Below are 21895 nucleotides of genomic sequence, written 5' to 3'. Positions count from 1 at the left end.
TACAAAATAAAAATGGTACAAGAGTTTAAGACACTTAGGGATGATGAGATAGAAGTGTTACTGGATGCTCCAGTATTAGTTTCTATACTTATTGCTGGTGCGGACGATAAGATAGATGAAGACGAGATGGATCAGGCTGTAGAAATTGCCAATAGTAAGCAGTCTAGAGCCAGAGAACAGCTGATCGATTATTACAGAGAAGTCGGGAAAGATTTCCCTACGAAGTTCAAAGCGTATGTTAAAAAACTTCCTAGTGGTAAAGAAGCTAGAGCTGCAGAAATAGAGAAAGAGCTTCAAAAATTAAATCACATTTTACCTAAGATTGATCATGCTTTTGCTGTGAAGTTGTACGCTTCATTGAAAGATATGGCTAAAAAAGTAGCTGAAGCTTCTGGAGGAATTTTAGGATACATGTCTGTTAGTTATGATGAAGCTAAGTTTATGGAACTCAGTATGATCGATAATCCTGAATCTTATTAACCACACTGTATTTTAAGAAATTAAACCTCTCTATTATTTAGAGGGGTTTTTTTGTACCTATAGAATAATGGCAAAGGCGTTACAAAATTTGATCCCAGTTAGAATGCTACTCATTATGTGGATGGTTTATTCTATCGAATTCTTCTTTGCGTTGGATTTAGGTTTTTTAGGAGTATTGCCAAGGTCCATATCTGGTTTGATAGGAATTCTTACATCTCCGTTAGTACATGGATCGCCACAGCACATTGTTTCCAATTCATTTCCAATTTTGTTTTTGGGTTTGTCTGTTTTCTTCTTTTATCCAACTATAGCAAGGTGGGTGTTTTATACCTGTTATTTTATGACAGGAGTTATGGTTTGGATATTTGGTAGACCATTTTACCATATTGGAGCGAGCGGAGTAATCTATGGTTTGGCTTTCTTTTTGATGTTTATTGGCCTATTTAGAAAGGATTTTAAATCACTATTGTTGTCAATTACAGTAGTGGTACTTTATGGAGGGCTTTTTTATGGGATATTGCCTACAGATTCGAGAATATCATTTGAATCACATTTTTTCGGAGCAGTAGTGGGGACTGTATTGGCCTATTTGTATCGTAAAAAGAAGTATTAAATGTTCATGATGAACTCATAGATGGTGTGGTTATATATTGGCTTGGTGAATGAAACATGGTAGTTTCCTCTTGAAACTGGATAAATCTTTTCTTTATGAATTCCATGATGAAAACTTGCCAAGTGTTTAAGTTGTTCATATGAGTAGATGTAGTTATTTGAGCCATGAAATAATATTACTCCCTTAAGGTCTTTACCAGCTTTGGGATGTTTAAAGTCATAATGCCCTTTTTCTACTTCTATTGGAAAACTCATAATTGAATTGGTATCAGACAATGAGCCATGTGTAATTTTATAACTGAAAAAAGGATCATCAGCTATGATTCCAGCTACTCTATCTTTGTCATAAGCTTTTAGCAGACCAATTCCACCCCCAATTCCCCATCCATAAACAATAATATCTTGTCTGTATTTAGAGGTGCAATAGTTTAGAACAGCTTCGAAATCGGTATAGAATTCAGTGTAAATATATTGGTAAGGGTTAATGTCAAAATCACTGCTACTGCCATATCCACGATAATCATAAGCCATTACGTCGAAGCCTTGATCACATAAAGTCTTGATGTGTCTAAAGTAATCGCTCATATTGCCATCACCATCATGGCTAATAATAATTAAGTGGTTGCCTTTATTGTTGAAATACCAGGCATTTAGTGTAGCCCCATCATTGGTTTCAATTTTAATTTCCTCGGGATTAAGTTCAACATGTTTTGGGAGAACTGTATATTCCTTACGAGGATGTAAGGCTGTCGACTGTAATGATAAAGACCAAAGGATAATCAGTAGTAAAAATATTCTCACGTAGTAGATTTTGTTAGTTGCTCAAATTTAGTGGTTCTTTAGGAATTATTAGGTTGAAGTTTTTGCTGGCGCAATTTTTTTGCAATTATTCCTTCACTTGGAGAAAAAATAAGAGCCAATAGGAAAAAAAGTCCAGCAACGCTAGACATGGCTCCTGCAATAGATCCATCGATCCATACAGCTAGATAATAACCCAAGATAGATACAAGCATCCCTGTGAAAGCGGTTAGCCATAACATTTTTTTGAAGTTTTCTGTTAGTAAGTATGCTGTTGCAGGAGGTGCAATTAATAATGATACTACTAAAATAGCCCCTACCGATTCGAATGAAGCTACCGTTGTCAAACTTACTGCGCCCATTAGAAGGTAATGCCAAAGCACTGTAGATATTCCTATTGCAGATGCAAAAGCTGGATCGAAAGTAGTAATGTAAAGTTCTTTGTATCCGATAATTACAAATAATAAAACTAGTATTAATACAAAACCGCTAATATAAAGTGTTCGAGGACCCATGATTGAACCATTTGGGAGAATCCAAAGGTCAAGTGGGACATAAGCTATTTCGCCATGAAGGACACAATCTTGGTCCAAGTCTACGTCTCCTGCGTACATTGAAATTAAGATCACCCCTAGAGCAAACAGCCATGTGAATGTCACTCCGATCGAAGCATCAGATTGAAGACTTCCTTTAGTATGAAAAAATTCAATTAAAAAAGTCGTAAGAACACCTAGTATACCTGCTCCTAAGAGCATAGTTACAGAATCTCTACTTCCGCTAAGTAAAAATGCTATGACTATACCTGGCAAAACAGCATGAGAAATAGCATCACCTACCATAGCCATTTTCTTGAGGATTAGGTAGCAACCCAAAACTCCACAGGTAATCGCTACTATTGCACCAGTCGATATGATATATAATGTGTCCATTATGAAGTTATTTGGTCATATGGTATAGCTGAGGAATGAGGGTCGCTTTCTGGGTAGTTCAATAAATTTTCCAATCTTTTTTCAAGTTCGGGAGTTAGAAAATGTTCTATGTTGTCTGCGTCTTCGTGAACATGATCTGGTGCTATCCTTAAATACTTGGTTAAATAGACTTCCCAAAGTCTGTGTAGTTTCACTATTCGCTGTCCTTTAGTTTTTCCTTCCGTAGTCAGAGTCCAGAAATTCTTGTTTTTACTGAGAAACCCTTGTTTTGTTAAATGGCGAAGTCCAGGTTTTAGGGCTCCTAGTTTTATGGTTCTCTTTTCTAAAATATTGTCAATAGATCTACTCGCATTGAAATCATTTTCTCTTTCACCGAGTTGATAAAAAAGCTTAAGAATATTCTCATGAAGAATTCTCTTTTTGATACTTCTTTGTTTGATGATGTTGTACAGAATGCCATGTCTAGGAGCAAAAAAGAAAGAAGTCAAAGCGATAATAGAAATTACCATGACTATCCATGGTCCAGTAGGCATAGAAGGAGAAGTGAATGATATAAATGCACCACTAATACTAGAAAATGCTGCGAACACTGCTGCTAATATTAGCATTATGTTCAACTTGTTTGTCCAGAATTTAGCTGCCGCTGAGGGAGTGATTAACATAGCTGCCATTAAAACTACACCTACAGCTTGAATGCCAGTAACTACAGCTAAAACAGTTAATGTTGTTAGTACTAATTCTAACCGCTTCACTGGGAATCCAATGGATTTTGCAAAATTTTCATCAAATGAAATAAGAGTAAACTCTTTGAAAAAAAGAATCACTGCTAACAATAGAATGATACTGATAATGCTGAAAATCAATAGGTCATATCCAACCAAAGCAGCAGCTTTTCCAAAAAGAAAAGAATCAAGTCCAGTTTGAGAGGCATTACCATTGTGCTGTATCATGGTTAATAATAAGACCCCGATTCCAAAGAAGACGGACAATATCAACCCAATAGCAGTATCTTCTTTAATCTTAGAAAACCGTGTGATGTAGTCAATAAGAATGAGCGAAATCCAGCCAGTAACAAACGCACCAATGATGATGTAAATAGGGTTTTTGGTTCCAGTTAAAATGAATGAGAGGCAAATTCCAGGAAGTACAGAGTGAGCAACTGCATCACCAACTAAAGCCTTCTTTTTAAGAAAAGTAAAGCAACCTACTATTGCAGAACTAACAGCTATCAATATTGATCCAGCTACTACATATCGGATATTCGGATCTTGAAAACTAAAAAAAGTAATAAAGTCTTCCATATCAGGTTTTGTCTCTTACTGGCAATTGCTGAGTGTGCATCAATGTACTGACATCAGATAGCAGTGTTAGCTTTCCTCCATAGGTCTCTTGAAGTAATTCTTGAGTAAATACTTGCTCAATAGGTCCAGAAGCTACTAAACGAGTGTTGAGTTGAACTAACCAGTCGAAATATTTAGTTACAGTCTGCAAATCATGGTGAACTACCACCACGGTCTTACCTTGTTCAGACATCTGTTTTAGTATATTAATAATAGCTTTCTCAGTAGCTGCATCTACTCCAGCGAAAGGTTCATCCATGAAGTAAAGGTCTGCCTGTTGTGCAAGTGCTCTAGCTAAGAAGACTCGCTGTTGCTGCCCTCCTGACAACTGACTAATTTGCCTATTAGAAAACTCTGAAAGTTTTACCTGTTTCAAAGCGTAATCAGCAGCCTCATAGTCCGCTTTTCTAGGTCTCTTAAAAAGTCCAATGTCTGCATATCGTCCCATAACAACTACATCTCGTACTGATGCAGGAAAGTCCCAGTCTACAGATTCCCGTTGAGGTACATAGCTAATTTTCTTTCTAACCTTTTTAAGATCTTCGCCAAATATTTCAACCCAGCCACTACTCTTCGGGATCAAATCCATAGCTGCTTTGATTAAAGTAGACTTGCCTGCTCCGTTTGGTCCAATGATTCCTACTAGTGAACCTTTTGGTAATGTTAGATCCACACCCCAAAGTACTGGTTTTCGACTGTAGGTGACCGTAAGATCATGAATTTCTAATACAGGATTTTCGACGTTTACTATCATTTCAATGCGTTTACAATAGTGTTGACGTTGCTACTGACCATACCAATATAAGTACCTTCGAATTGTCCAAATGATCCCATAGCATCAGAGTATAAACTTCCACCGATGATAACATCATGTCCTCGATCCTTACATCCTTCAACGACAGCATTGATAGCTTTCTTAGATACTGATGTTTCTATGAAAACTGCTTTTACTTTATTATCAACAATCAAGTCAACCAGTTTTGTAATGTCTTTGAGGCCGGGCTCTGATAAAGTCGATATACCTTGAAGACCTTCTACTCTAATCTTATAAGCATCTCCAAAATAACCAAAGGCATCATGAGCAGTAATAAGAAGTCTTTGAGGTTCTGGGATTGAGTCAATAGCACTGATAGTGGCACCATGTAATGAGTCAAGTTTTTTAAGATAAGCTGAAGAGTTAGCCTGATATATTTTTGCGTTTATACTATCTGATTTGCTAAGAGTTTTTGTTGTAAACACAACTGCTTCTTTCCATAGCTTTACATCAAACCAGATATGAGGATCATAAGCATTCTCATAGACTTGACTGGCTCTTAATTTAGACCTGTCAATGTCTTCAGAAATAGCATGAACGTTTTTGATCCTAGATAACTTTTCAAATATTTCTCCCATTTTGCCTTCCAGATGAAGTCCATTGTAAAGAATCAAATCAGCGTTTTGAAGCTTGGCTAAATCTCCTTGAGTAGCTTTATAAAGGTGTGGGTCAACACCTGGGCCCATTAGAGCTTCTGCTTCTACTAAGTTGCCACCGATGTTGAGTACAGCATCGTAGATCATACCAGTAGTAGTAATTACTTTGAGTTTTCCTTGCCTTTCTTTTTGAACAGGTTGACAACTCAAAGCAAAAATGGTTATCGCTGTGTATAGTAAAATGTTTTTCATTTATTCTGTGACTAATAAGTTGACAGCAACCTGCTGAGATATAAATATTGGTTTACCTTCTTTTATCTTGACTTGCATGGAGCCATCGAATTCATTGATATCGATAATTGTAATTTTAGAACCTAGCGCTATTCCAAGTTTGTCTAAGTGCGCAAGAAAGTTGGATTCTGAGTTTTCTACGCCTGTAAGGATCATTTCTTTTCCTTGACTAACTTCGGTCAATGGTGCCTTAATACCTAAAGTAATCTCTCCATTTTCATCAGGAATGGGGTCACCATGAGGGTCAATTTTAGGATAGCCAAGAAACTCGTCAAGTCGTTTTACAAGTAGTGGAGATTTGATGTGTTCGAGTTGTTCGGCTATTTCATGAACTTCATCCCAATTAAAATTGAGTTTGTCAACAAGAAATACTTCCCATAATCTATGTTTTCTTATGATTTGAAGAGCAGCTTTTTTGCCTTTATGACTGAGGTTGACTCCCTTGTATTTTTGATACGATACGACACCCTTGTCACTCAGCTTTTTAATCATATCACTTACAGATGCAGGTTTTGTTTTCTGCATTTCAGAAATAGCATTGGTTGATACAGCATGTCGACCAGATTCTGATAGGTGATATATGGTTTTGAGATAATTCTCTTCTGCGAGACTCAGCATCTTCAAAATCTTTGTTTGTACAAAGATAGAGAGGTTTTAGATCAATCTAAAAATATGATAGGTCTTATCTAATAGTAATAAAGTGTCTTTGGATGAATAAAATTGGTTTTATCTCTTAAATTAAAATGGATTAAGTCTAAATAATGTTTGCATGTTTGAGAATAGCCCATAGATTTGCGTCATTATTTTAAACAAGTCTAAATAAATCGAAACTATAATATGAATTACTTGAATAACTCTATGATGGCTTTGTTGATGGCATTGGCTATAGCTCTAGTGTCGTGTGATGAGGAAGAGGAGACAAGTTTTGAAACCCCTGCAACTTATTCTTTTGAGCGAGACGGAGAGTCCACTGTTTCATACAAAGGGCAAACGACTCGATTGAAAATGGCTGCTGAAATAGTTGATGAATTAATCAATGTAGAAGAGACAAAGTCGGCAGACGCTATTAAGGCGATGTTTGCACATGAGCAAGGCGCAAAAAACTTTACAGATACTGATTTAAATGATCAGAAAAAGAATATAAAGTCTAAAACTGCTGCTTCTACTGATCTTTTTGGCGGAAGTGTTAATGCTTCTATAGGAGGTGTATTTGAAACTTATATTGATGATCAAATTAGTACGTTAAATGAAATCACTGGCGCTGCGAAAGAAGGCACTCCAGGTGAAATAATAGAAGGAACTGAAACTATTAGATATGTCGATGGAGATGGTATTGAGTGGAATCAGGTGTTTACAAAAAGTTTAATTGGGGCTTTTACACTTGATCAAATTATCAATCATTATGCTAGTGCAGGTAAGTTGGATGCTTATCAAGAAGATAACGATAATGGAACACTAGATGGAGATGCTAATTATACCGAAATGGAGCACAATTGGGATGAAGCATTCGGATATCTATATGGTTTAGAAGCAGATCCTACCTCGCCTACATTAGGTACTGACGACCTTTTAAATAAGTATTTAAATACCGTGGATAAAAAGACGGCTTTTACTGGTTTGGCTGATGATATCTATAAAGCTTTCATTACAGGACGAGCTGCTATTGTGGCTAAAGAATACGGAATAAGAAATCAGCAGGCTGATATTCTTCGCGAAAAATTATCATTGGTCGTAGGTGTGATGGCAGTATTCTATCTCGAAACAGGAAAAGAAATGTACCAAGACGAAAAATTCGGAGCTGCATTTCATGATTTTTCTGAAGGTTTAGGATTCTTATATAGCTTGCAATTTACGCAAAACCCGAGCACAGGTGATCCTTATTTCAGTGCTCAGCAGTCTAAAGACTTTATGGATAAATTACTCGCAGGAGAGAATGGTCTATGGAATATAAATTCAGAAGATATCGAAGCGATGTCTAAAGAGATAGCTTCTGCTTTTGGTTTCACTGTCGATCAAGCAATGAACTAATATTTTTAGATTTTAATTTTTAAGGCCAGTTTTTTAGCTGGCCTTTTGCTGTAAAATAAATTATGAAAAAGTTACTCTATTTACTCATCTTAATATCTGCTTTTGGATGTGGAGACTCAGAGGAGTCCCGAACGATATCCGAAGAACAAAGTACAGTAATATTGACTAATTGGGCCGATAATTTTATTATTCCTGCGTATGAAGAATATCTTGCTCAATTAGACAAAATGGAAGAGGCTTTTGAAGCTTTTAATAGCGTCAGAAGTGTAGGTAATCTTGAAACCTTGAGAACTCGATGGATTGAAACATATACTGCTTGGCAAAAAGTTGAAATTTTTCAGATAGGTAAAGCCGAGTCGCTTAATTTTCAAACTTACATCAACTTATATCCTGTAGACGTAGAGAAAATAGAGGCATCTATCAAAGGGGAAGAATATAATTTAGAATTGCCATCACGAAGAAATCAGCAAGGTCTTTCAGCAATGGATTACTTGCTAAATGGTCTAGCGGATAGCGATGAAACTATTGTAGCTAAATATGAAGCAGAAGAATATAGAACTTATCTATCTGATGTAGTTAGCCGGATCAGAAATTTATCTGATCAAGTTGCCAATGATTGGAAAGGAGCATACAGGGAGGAATATATAACTAATACTTCTTCGTCTAGTGGAGGATCTTTAGATAAGACGACTAATGATTTTATTTTCCATTTTGAGAAAATGCTTAGAGCAAATAAAGTAAGTAATGCCGCAGGAGTATTCGGTTCAAAAGATGAAACGTCTGTAGAGGCGTTTTATAAAAACGATATTTCTAGAATGCTTTATTTGGTTTCTTTAGAGTCTTCGAAGAATTTCTTTTTCGGTAATTCGTTTAACGGAGATGATCAAAAAGAAAGTCTCAGGTCTCTTCTAATTGAATTAGATAGATCAGATTTGGTTGATCAAATAGAAAAAGGCTATACAGAACTGAATGAAAAGGCATCGATGCTTTCTGATAGCTTTTCAGAACAAGTATTGAATGATAATACTAAAATGCTAGAGGTTCATGACGCAAGTCAAACTCTTGTTAGGTATTTTAAAACTGATATGTTGTCAGCTTTAAACATAGGAATCGATTATCAAGATGGAGATGGTGACTAAGTGAAAGGCTGGTATCAGTCTTATATCGTCAAAGAAACAGAAGCTGCTACTTTAGCGGCTTTTCGCATTTTATTTGGGTTGATGATGGTTTTGAGCCTGATTAGGTTTTGGCTCAAAGGATGGATTCAATCTCTATATATAGAACCTACCTTTTTCTTCTCATATTATGGGTTTGATTGGGTGAAGCCCATAGGTCTTTGGACATATTTGCTATTTATTATTTGTGGTTTGTCGGCTTTAGCTGTGAGCATTGGATGGAAGTACAGATTCTCCTCTGTAGTGTTCTTTCTTAGTTTTACTTACATAGAGCTAATGGATAAGACTACTTATCTCAATCATTATTATTTCGTCAGCTTGATGGCCTTTATAATGATTTGGTTGCCTGCTGAACGATATGCGTCTGTAGATGCATATTGGGATGAGACTAAGCGAAGTCAAAGGATACCTAAGTGGTCGGTGGATGCTATTAAACTCATGCTTGGGATAGTGTACTTTTATGCAGGTCTAGCTAAACTAAATTCAGATTGGTTGTTTCATGCCCAGCCATTGACTATTTGGCTTTCGAATAAATATGATACTCCCTTGATTGGTGCATTAATGAGTTGGTCATGGATACCAATAGTCATGAGCTGGACAGGTGCACTTTACGATTTATTAGTTCCTTTCATGCTTTGCTTTCGGAGAACTAGACTAATAGCCTATATAGCTGTAATTGGTTTTCATGTCATGACCGGTTTGTTGTTACCTCAAATTGGTATGTTTCCATATATCATGATCATCAGTACGTTGATATTTTTTAACAGCAATGTTCATCACCAAATTCTTAAAGTAATATTCAGGTGTTTAGGTATCAATAAGGAGATATTCGATAATGGAAAGAGCTATTTGTCATGTCTATCTTTACGATCTAGGGTGGTGATGTATTTGCTTTTAGTTTTCTTTGCGCTTCAAATTTTTCTTCCATTTCGGAACTTACTTTATTCAGGTGAGCTTTTTTGGACAGAAGAAGGATATAGATTCTCATGGCGCGTAATGTTGATGGAAAAGGCGGGGTATACGACATTCAAAATAGTTGATCAAAATACTGGGCGTCAGTTTTTTGCCCAAAATGAGAATTTTCTCACTCCGTTTCAGGAAAAACAAATGTCTTTTCAGCCAGATTTTATTCTTGAATATGCTCATTTTCTAAAAACATATTACGAGCAAACGACTGATATGAAGGATATAGCAATATATGCTGACAGCTTTGTGACTTTAAATGGGCGCTTAAGTACTAGATATATCGATCCTACAGTAGACCTTACCAAAGAAAAAGAATCATTCAAACACAAGACTTGGATACTTCCATTTAATGATGAGATTAAAGGTTTATAGCACTTTATTTTTTTTAGTTTTTACCCTTGGCTTGAGAGCTGAAGAGGCGCTCAATACGATTTCAGGTTTGGTAGTTGATGGTACTACTCAACAGCCTATATCTGATGCTCAAATATTTGTTCAAGAGATTTCTGGAATTTATACCACTGATAGTAAAGGGAGGTTTGAAATCAACAATCTTAAAGATGGATTTTATACACTGACCATATTCGCCTTTCAGTATGAGACACTCAAAGAAAGAATTACAATTGACACTGACGTAAGCTTGTCTTTTCAACTAGAACAACTAGTGACGGAGTTGTCCGAGGTGGTGATCAATCAAAAGAAAGAGGAGGTTTTTAAGTTAAAAAGACTCAACCCAGTAGAAGGAACTGCTATCTATGCTGGTAAGAAAACGGAAGTTGTACTTCTTGATAATATGATTGGTAATATGGCTATTAACAATGCTCGACAAGTATATGCTCAAATAGCTGGTCTTAATATTTATGAAAGCAATGATGGAGGTCTTCAATTAAGCATAGGAGGAAGAGGGTTGGATCCGAATAGAACTTCTAACTTCAATACTAGACAAAACGGGTATGATATTTCTGCGGATGTGTTGGGGTACCCTGAGAGCTACTATACTCCACCAGTGGAGGGACTGGAAGAAATAGAGGTGATTCGTGGAGCAGCTTCACTTCAGTATGGAACACAATTCGGAGGTTTGATCAATTTTAAGATGAAAGAGCCTGTGAAGAATAAAAAGGTAGAAGGAGTAACTCGAAATACAGTGGGTTCTTTTGGTCTTTTTAGTACGTTCAACAGTTTAAGCGGAACAGTGGGTAAATTCGGTTACTATACATATTATAACTATAAACAGGGCGATGGTTTTAGGCCAAATTCGGAGTTTGATTCACATAATTACTATGGTCATATAGATTACAGTCCGACAGAGAAAACTAAAATTTCATTCGAATTCACCTATCTAGATTATTTGGCTCAGCAGGGTGGCGGTCTTTGGGATGAGAAGTTTCAAGACGATCCTAAGTTTAGCAGCAGAGAACGAAATTGGTTCAGTGTGAATTGGAAGTTGTATTCAGCTAAGCTTGAACATAAGTTCTCTTCAAAAACAGATTTTAGCTTGACTCTTTTTGGACTGAATGCCGAGAGAAATGCTGTAGGTTTTAGAGGGATACCTGGTGAAGACGGAATAAATAGATCTCCTGTACAAGAACCTGATTGGTTAAATGAAGACGGAGAATATGAATACCCCCGAGATTTGATCAAAGGAGAGTTTAATAATTGGGGAGCTGAGGCTAGGTTGCTGACTAGATATGAATTGGCAGGGAAGTCATCGGTCTTTTTAATTGGGAGTAAGTATTATCAAGCAAAAAACAAGGCCATTCAAGGCCCTGGTTCATATAGTAAAGAGGCTGACTTTGATATTGATTTGTTAAACAGTCCTAATTACCCAAATCAATCAAATTATGAATTTCCTAACTTGAATGTCTCTGTATTTGGTGAGAATATCCTTAATATAACTGAGACTCTTAGTATTACTCCAGGTTTTAGGTTTGAATACATAGATACTAAAAGCAATGGATGGTATCTAAGGTCCATACAAAATCAAGATATTGGAGAAAAGGTTTTTGAGAGCGAGTCGTTGCCGCGTTCTTTTGTATTGTTTGGGCTAGGAATCAGCAATCAGTTTTCAAATAGTATAGAGCTGTATGCTAATGTTTCTCAAAACTATAGATCAGTTACTTTCAGTGATATTAGAACTACCAGTCCAGCGTTTTCAGTAAGTGAGAATATTTCTGATGAAAAAGGAATAAGCGCAGACATAGGATTGAGAGGTAAGTACCAAGATAATATTTCCTACGAGCTTAATGGTTTTGTAATACTGTATAACGACCGTATTGGGATCATTACTACATCGCAAGAAAATCGCATTCAAGCTGATGGTAAGAGTGTAGTTCAATTGAGGACTAATATAGGAGATGCTCTGATTACAGGGGCTGAGTTTTTTGCAGATTGGAATATTGGAGAGACCATAGGCTTGAATAATACAAAGTATAGATTCTCAACATTCGTCAATTTAGCTATTACGGGTTCTGAATATATTAACGCTATAAAAGGGAATGAATCTGTCGAAGGTAAACGAGTTGAGTTTATACCTACAGTCAACCTAAAAACGGGGCTAAATGGAGGATATAAAAATTTCAAGTCCTCAGTTCAGTTAACCTATTTAACCGAGCAATTCACTGATGCAACTAATTCTCCTGTTTTAAGATCTGGAGATGCCAGTAGTGGGCTTAAGGGGGCAATTCCTTCTTATTATGTGATGGATCTTTCTTTGTCCTATACTTACAAGTTTTTGAAACTAGAATCAGGAGTAAATAATCTAACAGACAACAGTTATTTTACCAGAAGAGCTACTGGATATCCAGGGCCGGGAATCATCCCATCTGATGGTAGAGGTTACTATTTGACATTGCAAGCTAAGTTCTAATCTGAATTATTACTTGCAATAAATAACCACATCTGATGAAACGATCCCGTTGTTTTTTATGTTGATTATTATTGAGTTTATTCTAATCCCATTTAAGAATAGATCATTATATAAAAACTGGTGAAATCTCTATCTATTATCATTCCGACTCTCAATGAAGCCACTAATATTCTTCAAACTGTTCAGTTGGTAAAGTCAAATTCTTCAGACAGTCATTCAATTGAGATGATATTAGTTGATGCTGGGAGTAATGATAATACAGTTGATTTGGTCAGGGATATTGTAGATCAAGTAATAGAGGATGGTTCTTTAGCAGGAGCTAAGTATAAATCACTGAATTCGGGTGCTGCTATTGCCACAGGTGAGTATCTATTATGGTTAGATGCAGATAGTGTGGTTCCTTATCAGTTCGATGATTTAATAGTCAGACATATAGAGAAAGGTTATGTAGGAGGGGCTTTTGAATTTGATTTCGATAATAAAACAATAAAGTATCAAGTATTGAAGTGGATTAATCGTTTTCGATATTGGTCTACAAGTAAGTATTTCGGAGATCAAGGGTTATTCTGTAGTAGAAAAGTGTTTGAAGAAATAGGAGGGTATCCAGAAGAGCCTATAATGGAAGCTGCCTATTTCTGTAGGCTACTGCAAAAACAGGGAAGGATCGGTACAATAAAGGCTAGAATGGTTACTTCTGCTAGACGGTTTGAAGAAAATGGTTTTTGGAAAGTGTTTTGTTTCGATACAGTATTATGGTTGAGGTTTTTATTTAGACTCCCTACGAGTAGGTTTGGAAAGCAATACTGGGAAAAGAATCAGAATAGAACCTAAGTAAAGACCAATAGCACATTGATGACTCCAGCTTTGATATCAAATTCAGATAGAACATTGCATGACTTGCTAGACTTGTGCTAATATTACCTATGCAATTCATCACCCCAAAACGCGTAGATACTGAATATCTTAAAGTAACATTTGATCAGTTGAATGACTCGGAAAGAGCTAAGCTACAGAAGAGTTTTAAAATGATGATTCCTATAGGAGTATTTGCAATGGTAGTTTTGGGGATAGTCAATTTTTCTTTTGATTTTGAATTCTTTGTGATCTTAGTTGATGGCTTTTTCGTAGTAGCTTTTGCAATGATATATGGCTCTTACAAACTAGATCTGAAGGAGAATGAAAAACGAATTTGGCAAGGGATAATTACACATAAAACCTATACAGTAAGGTCGAATAAGGACAGAAAAAGCACTTATACCTATTATTTTTATTTTGGGAATGAGTCCCGAAAAGTAACCAAAGAAGTCTATGACGATTTCAAAGAAGGGGACTTTATAGAAATACATCAGGCGAAACGTGTATTCGGTGTGTACTTTGAGACCAAATTGCTCAAAGAAGGAGTGATCTCTCAGGATAAGCTTGATCAATTGAATCACACGGCTTCTAATAATAAGGTTGGTTCCAAAATGTCTGGTAAGTGGGGATGTTTGATACTTATCATTGTTGCGATTGGAATGCTTGGGTTCTTCTTAATAGTTTCTGGATTAGGGAAGGAATTATTGGAGGGCTGGGCTAGTAAATAGTTGGTGATTAGTAATTTAGATAAATGAGTGGTATTGTGAACTCATTAAAGCAGAATAAGTCAACTTATTTCAAGCCGATTTACGGGAAACCTTCCTGCAACCTGCAGGAACTTGTCCCGAATGCGGGAAAACCTCCTGCACTAAACAGGAGCAAATCCCGAATGCGGGAAATCCTTGTGCAAACTGTAGGATCGAATCCCGAGTAGGGGAAACCTTCGTGCAATCTGCAGTAGCCTGTCCCGATTAGGGGAAATCATACTGTGATCTGTACTCAATCGTCCCGAACAGGGGAAAATGTCTAGAACGACTCAAATATTACGTCCCATAATAGAGAATGTATATATGATGTCTAGTGTTCTAAGATATAAGATGCTTATAATTTTCTATTTTACAGATTGTAACAATGGCTAACACTAATTCCTATGTTAGGAAAACCAAGAATATTACTCATAGATGCGCTTCGAGGAATAGCTATAGCAGGAATTCTTCTTCTACACCATATAGAACACTTTGATTTTTATTTGAAGCCGGATTACGAGTTAGACTGGTTAGTTAAAACAGATAAGTGGGTTTGGAACAACCTTTTTAAATTGGTGTCAGGAAAAGCGTTCGCATTATTTTCTCTTTTGTTTGGAGTCAGCTTTTGGATTATACATGAGAACTGTGCTAGTAGGGGAGAGAAGTACTTCTTGAGACACCTTTGGCGGATGCTTCTATTGGCCATTATAGGTTGCTTTCATGTTGTGTTTTTTAGAGGAGATATCTTGATCATGTATGCATTTCTGGGAACTCTAGTCCTAGTGTCCAAGTATATGAATAATAGGCTTTTAATAACCGTTTCAATAGTTCTATTGGTCAACCCTTTGTATTTTTTTAACCTTTTTGCTTATTTCTTAGATTGGGAACTATATGATTTTAGAGTTCCCTTTCCAAAAGCTAATATTCGCGATATTTTATCCACAGGGAGTTTTGGTGAAGTATTACAGATGAATTTTACTTCTGGATTCAAATCGACATTAATCTGGTCATGGAATGTGGGTAGGTTTTTTACGATACTGGGATTATTTTATTTAGGTGTTGTTTTAGCTAGGACCAAACTATTGGTCTCGACAGATCTAAAGTTCTGGTATCGGTTACTAGCTGCTAGTATATTTGTGATCTATACCTTTAACTGGGCAGATACTGTTTGGTTAAAAATTATTGGTGATAAAGAGGCTTTACGACTTCTTCGTCCAATGGTAGATTCCTACTCCAAGCTATCCTATATGTTCATGATGCTCTCTCTTATAGTAATTCTTTGGAGACATAATGATGGTAAGGTATGGGTGAAAAAATTCACTGATTTTGGAAGGATGGGATTGACTAACTATGTGTTAATGTCCATTATTGGGAGTTTGCTTTATTATGGATGGGGACTGGGGCTGTATAAGTACTGTGGTTCATTGTATTCTATATTGATAGGAATATTATGTCTCTTGATACAAATGTTGTTTTCATCATGGTGGTTGAAAAAACATGATCAAGGCCCTCTCGAATCTATTTGGAGAAAAATGACTTGGCTAAAAATAAAGTGATTGTTAAAGAAAATACACCAATCAATTTTCTGATTTAGAAAACTAGATGTGATGATTCTTTAATGTATCACGATAAAAATTAAGATTGAAGTATGAAGTTTTATACATCACTTTTGGTATTTGTTCTTTTGTGTTTGATACATTCTTCTTGTTCGGAAAAAAGTAAATTTCAAGGAGTCTGGGTAGGAGTATATTCAGGAGGAGGAGATAAAGGGACTTGGTATTACAATATCAGTAGAAGTGGTGAAATAACTGGAAAAGCAAAATCATCTTTGTCAAGCTCCACATATGACATAAAGGGAGAGGTGGGGTCAGATGGCTTCTTTATTGCCCATTATTCAAGTGCAAAGTATAAAGGTGTCTTTAATGGGAAGTTCGAAGGAGACGAGATAAAAGGTGTTTGGTCTAATCTTGATTTGAGCGTCCATGGGTCGTTTAGTGGAAAACGTAAAGAATAGGTAATTAAAAAGCCAAGAATAACTTCTTGGCCCATATAACAGTCAGTTGATTAAACTAAGCTTCTTTAATACAAAAAAGTTTCATCTACACTTTGATAAGTTTATAGCTTGCTTTGGGTGAGCCACATGTAGGACATGCATAGTCTTCAGGCAAATCCTTAAAAGAAATACCAGGAGCAATACCAGCTAAATCATCTCCATATTCTTCATCGTATTCTGATAGGCAATTGCTACATTGATGTACTTCAGATACTACCTGAGATTCGATTTTTTGTTTTTTCTTAGGGGCTACGGGAGTTTCATCCAATTGCTCGTAATACATTTGACTTAGCTCAATTAATAGTGCTGGAAGAACCTCTTTTGTAGCGTTTTTCACATAGGTAAAATACTCACTTTCATTAGGGTTGAAGTTCTTTGAATACAAGATATTGTAAGTAGTCAAGTCGTTTTTACTAGGGTTCATTTCTATTACCACTGATGTAAATAAGTAGATATCATCATCAGGTTTAATAGTAAATGTCAATCCAGAAGTACTAATATCTTGCTGATCTAGAGCCCTCACTAAGTAATTCTTTAAGTCAAGAGCTTTTTCATGTAATACGGGTAAATGCCAGTTTAACTCTAGTGAAGAGTGTCTTAGGTTCATACCAAATCGCCCCATCAGCTTTTCCCAGCCAATCAAGTGATTAGGATCGATACCTTTTACAACAAATGACTTCCAAGGAGTCAAACTAATCTTTCCGACATTGGTTTCCATACATCGATCACATAGATGCACTAGGAAATTGATATTGAATTTATTGTTACGCCAGTATAGCCCAAGCCAGTAGTTTCCTCCAGGCTCTCTATTTAGACCTTCATAGTATGGAAAGTTAGCACTTGGGAACTTTAGTTCTTCCTCAGGATTTACAGTATTGATGTCTAGCGTGTCTACCAATTTGAACACATCTTTTTCATCAAATAGTCCAGACTCCATGTCCAACGAACAAACCGCTGTAGCCACTTTTGCTAAGTCATATCCATATATCAATTTAGGATATGGAACAGACCTGTTATCCATGGATTTGAACCTGATATACAAGTACCAGAAGTTATCCGTTTTTGATGCTATGAAATTGATATTACCAGTAAACAGAGGAACCATACTCTGCATCGGATCTACTAGGTTGATTCTATACTTAGGCTTGAATTCGAAGCTGTCGATGATGTAATGATAAACATGAGGTACTAGCCATTTTCGATTAGGCATTACGTCCAAGGCTACATAGCTACTCACGATGTTTTGGTGAGTAAACTCGTTGACCTCGTATTCAGTATTGATGGATTCAAAAGTGGTATCGAGAACTTCTTTATTCTTTTCTTTTACAGGGAATAATATGTCTTGACGAGAACCGAAGTGTACATAGTCCGTGCCTAGTTCTTTGGCAGTAAGCATGATCTTCTTAAAGTCTCCTGGAGAAAGGATTCCTCCTTTCACAAATACCCTTACTAAATCCTGTTTTTTCATATTTATTAGTCAATAGTCCATAGATAATGTTTTCTATGGATTATGGAATTAATCGCTGGGCGTTAGCCCCTTGAGTTTAATTCCCCGACCCTTGGGTCGAGTAGTTTAAAAAATATCGAAGATACCCTCTACCCTTGAGTCGGGAAGCTTCGTTTGTAAAACAAAGTTGAATAACTTTTCTCTTATACAGCTACTTCTGCTTCTTGAGTTTTGGTTAAATGAGCTTTAAGCATTTGAGAGATTTCTCCTTTACAGCTACCACAGCCTAGACCAGCACCAGTTTTTTGACAAGTCTCAGCCAGTGTACTACAACCTTCAGTTAGTGCTTTTTCAATATTGCCAGTGCCGACATTGTTACATGAGCAAACTAAAGTGCCTACTAAGGGTTCTCCTTTTTCACCTGATCTAAGCAGCTGCATTCTTTTTTCGGAGAGTTCGACTTCATTCTCTATTAGTTCCTTGAATTCAGCGAACTCGGATTTATCTCCCATTAAGATCGCACCTATAAGTCGATCATTGTGTATGATACATTTCTTGTAATACTTATGGGCTTTATCTATAAAAATAATTTCATCATAGTCAGTCATCGAAGTAGGAGCATCTGCCAATCCTATAGAACAGAGGTCAAGAGTCGGAAACTTTAGAATGTTCATAGGAATGGTTCCACCATAAAGGGTAGTCATATCACCTGCGACATGTCTTGCAGCAATATCAGCTTGCTCCTCGGCTCCTGCAGTAGTGCCATTGATTTTTTGTTTATGTTCAGCGATTTCACCCATAGCATATATTGATTCATCGCTGGTCTGTAAATAATCATTTACAATGATGCCTCTTCCACATTTCAAGTTTGCCTGTCTGGCAAGTTGATCGTTCGGTCTAGTACCTATAGCAAATACGACTGCATTGCAATCCAATGTCTTACCACTCTTTAAGTCAGCACTTACTTTTTTGTTGTCCTTATCAGTACGAATACTGTAGACTTCATCATTGGTATAAACATTAACTCCCATTTCCTCCATCAGCTGACGAAGGAGTGAGCTAGCCATCGTATCCAGCTGTCTCTCCATAAGACGGGTAGACAGCTGAACGATGGATACTTCTATATTAATTTCTCTTAAAGCAGACGCAAGCTCTAGCCCTAAGAGACCGCCCCCAACTATGAGAACGTGCCCTTGATTGTTCAGATATTGCTTCAAGCCATCAGCACTTGTTCTATCTCTCATAGTAAACAAGCCTGGCTGTCCCATTGGTACATTGTTTGGTACAAATGCACGAGATCCAGTAGCAAGAAGAAGTTTATCATATGAATGAGTTTTGCCGTTACTGTCCGTTACAGTCTTTTTTTCTCTATCCAGTTCGTCAACACTGGTAGAGGTGTGAAGGTGGACATTTAGTTCCTCGAACTCTCCATATTTGAATTTTAATAGATCTTCCCATTCCTTGTGTTCATTAACATACTCTGGAAGGAGTACTCTATTGTAAAATGGAAATTCTTCTTTAGAGAAAACATGAATTTCATCTTCCTGATTCAATTCCCTGTATGTATTTATAAATCTGTATGCAGCAGCTCCAGCTCCCACAATTACGATTTTCTCTTTCTTTTTCTTATATAGTTCTACCTCAACTGCAGAATATTTAAAACCTGGTTGTTTAGAAGTAGGATCAAATGTTTTGTTGGTTAAGTTGTTAGCTCTTCCAAAAGACTTATCAAGAATTTTGCCCCAGTGCATAGGAAGGAATACTACACCTTCTTTAATTTTTTCTGTGACCTTGGCATTAACTCTTACTTCACCTCTGCTGCTTTTTATGACCAGAGGTGCTCCGTCTGATATTTTTCTTTGTGTAGCATCTACAGGGTGAATTTCCAAGAATGGTTTATCAATGTGCTTATTGAGCTTGTTGACTTTTCCAGTTCGGGTCATTGTATGCCATTGGTCTCTAATACGCCCTGTCGTCAGGATCAAAGGAAATTCCTCAGAAAGCTTGTCAGTTTCATTAGCAGCACCGCTAGGTAAAATTTGAGCTTTACCATTAGGGGTATAAAATTTCTTGTCAGTAAATAGGCGAGGGGTACCCTTACTTTCTTTGCTGGGTACCGGCCATTGTATAGTGCCTTCGTTTTTCAATCTGTCATACGACAATCCTGAAATGTCTATGTTAGTGCCTTTAGTAAGTTCACAGTGTTCCTTATAAACCTCTTCAGCGGATTCAAATTCGAATCCATCATACCCCATTTGTCTAGCAAATCGAATGATTATGTCATTATCAGGAAGAGCTTCTCCAGGAGCGTCGATGACTTTAGGAAGGTAAGAAACTCGTCTTTCAGAGTTGGTCATTGTACCTTCTTTTTCTAACCATCCAGCAGCTGGGAGTACCAGATCAGCATATTTAACAGTATCTGCTTTTGCCGATATGTCCTGCACTATGACAAACTTGGCTTTCTTTAAAGCTCTGTCTACTAATTCGGCATCGGGCATAGAGACAGAAGGGTTTGTGCATACTATCCATACAGCTTTCATCTCACCACTATCCAATGCATCGAACATTTGAGTAGCCGTTAAACCAGGTTTGTCAGGAACCGAGTCCACACCCCAAAAGTCCGCTACTTCTTGCCTATGTTCAGCATTACCTTGAACTCTATGTGCGGCAAGAAGAGAAGCCATACCACCAACTTCTCTACCACCCATGGCATTAGGTTGGCCAGTCAAGGAGAAAGGTCCAGATCCAGGTTTGCCTATATGACCAGTAATTAGATTAAGATTGATTAGGGCAAAATTATTGTTAAGACCTTGTGTCGATTGGTTAAGTCCCATAGTCCACATAGACAGGAAACCTTTTGCATCACCTATATACTCTGCAGCTCGTCTGATATCATTAACTGAAACATCACAAATCTTAGATACTTCTTCAAGAGATCTTGAGAATACTTCTTCTTTATAACTATCGAATCCATCTGAGTGATTTTTGATAAAATCAAGGTCGATGTTTCCGTTTTCTATTAATATCCTACCAATTGCATGTAGTAGAGGAATATCAGTTCCAGGTCTCAGTTTTAAGTGGATGTCCGCCAATGTACAAGAGTCGGTCTCTCTAGGGTCAATCACTATTATTTTGGTGTCTGGATGAGTTTCTTTTCGTTTCTCTATTCTTCGAAACAAAATGGGGTGAGCCCACGCTGGGTTGGCTCCAGCAATTAAGAAAGTGTCAGCTAGTTCAATGTCTTCATAAGCGATTGGGACACTGTCTTCTCCCAGTGTTTTAACGTATCCCATTACTGCACTACTCATACATAGCCTTGAGTTAGTGTCAATATTGTTAGTACCTATATAGCCTTTAGTTAGCTTGTTGATTAAGTAATATTCTTCTGTTAGACATTGTCCAGAAATATAGAAGCCTACAGAGTTAGGACCATGCTGATCAATGAAAGTTCTGAATACCGCTGCCGCTCTATTGATAGCGGTCTCCCATGATACTCTTTTAAGAGGATGATTTTTTGCTCCACGCATTTGTGGATATAGCAATCTATCTGAAGTATCTTGAACTACGTAGTTTAAGTTTCTCCCTTTAGAACAAAGCATGCCTTTGCTCACAGGGTGTCCATCGATGCTATCAAGCTCAATTTTGCCCTTTTTATTAACAGTAATTTCTATTCCACAGCCTACGCCACAATATGAGCAGGTAGTTTGATGTTTGTTATTTACTGATAAATTTTTGGCATTCGACTCCATACGCTATATGTTAAGGCTTCACTTACGTAGCAAATATAGACATGACTACGTAGATATAAGTATTAATACGTATTTTATTTTTTATTTGTACGTAGTCTAATGTATCGATACCTAAAGAATACTAATACTCAGAATAGATAATTGATTTAACTT

18 protein-coding genes are annotated in these 21895 nt (G+C 36.8%); 10 read left to right on the top strand and 8 right to left on the bottom strand.

Features of this window, described 5'->3' with window-relative positions; translation table 11 throughout:
• Nucleotides 1-12: 12 nt before the first annotated feature.
• Nucleotides 13-480 (top strand): hypothetical protein, encoded by a 468-nt coding sequence (locus DKG80_RS05945; protein WP_109830404.1) that lies wholly within the window; start codon nt 13-15, stop codon nt 478-480.
• A gap of 67 nt (nt 481-547) precedes the next feature.
• The gene (locus tag DKG80_RS05940; protein WP_245906966.1) at nt 548-1093 is read left to right on the top strand and encodes a rhomboid family intramembrane serine protease; all 546 of its coding nucleotides are present in this window, start codon (nt 548-550) and stop codon (nt 1091-1093) included.
• On the opposite strand, the gene DKG80_RS05935 is transcribed toward DKG80_RS05940, so the two are convergent.
• The 6 genes from DKG80_RS05935 to DKG80_RS05910 are packed head-to-tail and all read right to left on the bottom strand — an operon-like array spanning nt 1090 to nt 6478.
• Complete coding sequence (locus tag DKG80_RS05935; protein ID WP_109830402.1) at nt 1090-1893, bottom strand: alpha/beta fold hydrolase; 804 nt, start codon at nt 1891-1893, stop codon at nt 1090-1092. The two genes, DKG80_RS05940 and DKG80_RS05935, sit on opposite strands and share 4 nt — an antisense overlap.
• 38 nt (nt 1894-1931) lie before the next feature.
• Nucleotides 1932-2819, bottom strand: a complete 888-nt coding sequence (locus DKG80_RS05930) for a metal ABC transporter permease (RefSeq protein WP_109830401.1) — start codon at nt 2817-2819, stop codon at nt 1932-1934.
• Nucleotides 2819-4120: a metal ABC transporter permease gene (locus DKG80_RS05925; RefSeq protein WP_109830400.1), complete on the bottom strand. Its 1302-nt coding sequence runs from the start codon at nt 4118-4120 to the stop codon at nt 2819-2821. Before DKG80_RS05925 ends, DKG80_RS05930 begins: the two co-directional genes overlap by 1 nt.
• 1 nt (nt 4121) lies before the next feature.
• Nucleotides 4122-4913: a metal ABC transporter ATP-binding protein gene (locus DKG80_RS05920; protein ID WP_109830399.1), complete on the bottom strand. Its 792-nt coding sequence runs from the start codon at nt 4911-4913 to the stop codon at nt 4122-4124.
• Nucleotides 4910-5821: a metal ABC transporter solute-binding protein, Zn/Mn family gene (locus DKG80_RS05915; protein ID WP_109830398.1), complete on the bottom strand. Its 912-nt coding sequence runs from the start codon at nt 5819-5821 to the stop codon at nt 4910-4912. Before DKG80_RS05915 ends, DKG80_RS05920 begins: the two co-directional genes overlap by 4 nt.
• Nucleotides 5822-6478: a metal-dependent transcriptional regulator gene (locus DKG80_RS05910; protein ID WP_109830397.1), complete on the bottom strand. Its 657-nt coding sequence runs from the start codon at nt 6476-6478 to the stop codon at nt 5822-5824.
• Nucleotides 6479-6697: 219 nt separating this feature from the next.
• Here DKG80_RS05910 and DKG80_RS05905 point away from each other — a divergent pair, with 219 nt between their 5' ends.
• From DKG80_RS05905 to DKG80_RS05870, 8 genes are all read left to right on the top strand, one after another.
• Nucleotides 6698-7888 (top strand): DUF4856 domain-containing protein, encoded by a 1191-nt coding sequence (locus DKG80_RS05905; protein WP_109830396.1) that lies wholly within the window; start codon nt 6698-6700, stop codon nt 7886-7888.
• Between the two features lie 62 nt (nt 7889-7950).
• Entirely contained in the window at nt 7951-9027 is a 1077-nt protein-coding gene (locus DKG80_RS05900; RefSeq protein ID WP_109830395.1) for an imelysin family protein, read from the top strand.
• Nucleotides 9028-10401, top strand: a complete 1374-nt coding sequence (locus DKG80_RS05895) for an HTTM domain-containing protein (protein ID WP_109830394.1) — start codon at nt 9028-9030, stop codon at nt 10399-10401.
• A complete protein-coding gene (locus tag DKG80_RS05890) occupies nt 10379-12892 on the top strand; it encodes a TonB-dependent receptor (protein WP_221409056.1) in 2514 nt (837 codons plus the stop codon). Before DKG80_RS05895 ends, DKG80_RS05890 begins: the two co-directional genes overlap by 23 nt.
• 120 nt (nt 12893-13012) lie before the next feature.
• Complete coding sequence (locus DKG80_RS05885; protein WP_162555708.1) at nt 13013-13723, top strand: TIGR04283 family arsenosugar biosynthesis glycosyltransferase; 711 nt, start codon at nt 13013-13015, stop codon at nt 13721-13723.
• A gap of 92 nt (nt 13724-13815) precedes the next feature.
• Nucleotides 13816-14475, top strand: a complete 660-nt coding sequence (locus tag DKG80_RS05880; RefSeq protein WP_109830391.1) for a hypothetical protein — start codon at nt 13816-13818, stop codon at nt 14473-14475.
• 422 nt (nt 14476-14897) lie between these two features.
• Nucleotides 14898-16049 carry a DUF418 domain-containing protein gene (locus tag DKG80_RS05875; RefSeq protein WP_109830390.1) on the top strand — a complete coding sequence of 384 codons (1152 nt, stop codon included), beginning with the start codon at nt 14898-14900 and terminating at the stop codon, nt 16047-16049.
• 92 nt (nt 16050-16141) lie between these two features.
• Nucleotides 16142-16507 carry a hypothetical protein gene (locus DKG80_RS05870; protein ID WP_109830389.1) on the top strand — a complete coding sequence of 122 codons (366 nt, stop codon included), beginning with the start codon at nt 16142-16144 and terminating at the stop codon, nt 16505-16507.
• Nucleotides 16508-16592: 85 nt separating this feature from the next.
• Here DKG80_RS05870 and DKG80_RS05865 read toward each other — a convergent pair whose 3' ends face one another.
• Together DKG80_RS05865 and DKG80_RS05860 are read right to left on the bottom strand one after the other, a co-directional pair.
• On the bottom strand, nt 16593-18014 hold the full coding sequence (locus DKG80_RS05865; protein ID WP_109830388.1) for a rubredoxin domain-containing protein: 1422 nt from the start codon (nt 18012-18014) through the stop codon (nt 16593-16595).
• A 182-nt stretch (nt 18015-18196) separates the two neighbouring features.
• Nucleotides 18197-21742 (bottom strand): nitrate reductase, encoded by a 3546-nt coding sequence (locus DKG80_RS05860; RefSeq protein WP_109830387.1) that lies wholly within the window; start codon nt 21740-21742, stop codon nt 18197-18199.
• Nucleotides 21743-21895: the final 153 nt, after the last annotated feature.

Source organism: Reichenbachiella versicolor, from assembly GCF_003171675.1.
GTDB classification, from domain to species: Bacteria; Bacteroidota; Bacteroidia; order Cytophagales; family Cyclobacteriaceae; genus Reichenbachiella; species Reichenbachiella versicolor.
Note: the sequence above shows the minus strand (reverse complement) of the source record. Positions and strands in the feature narration are given on the sequence as shown.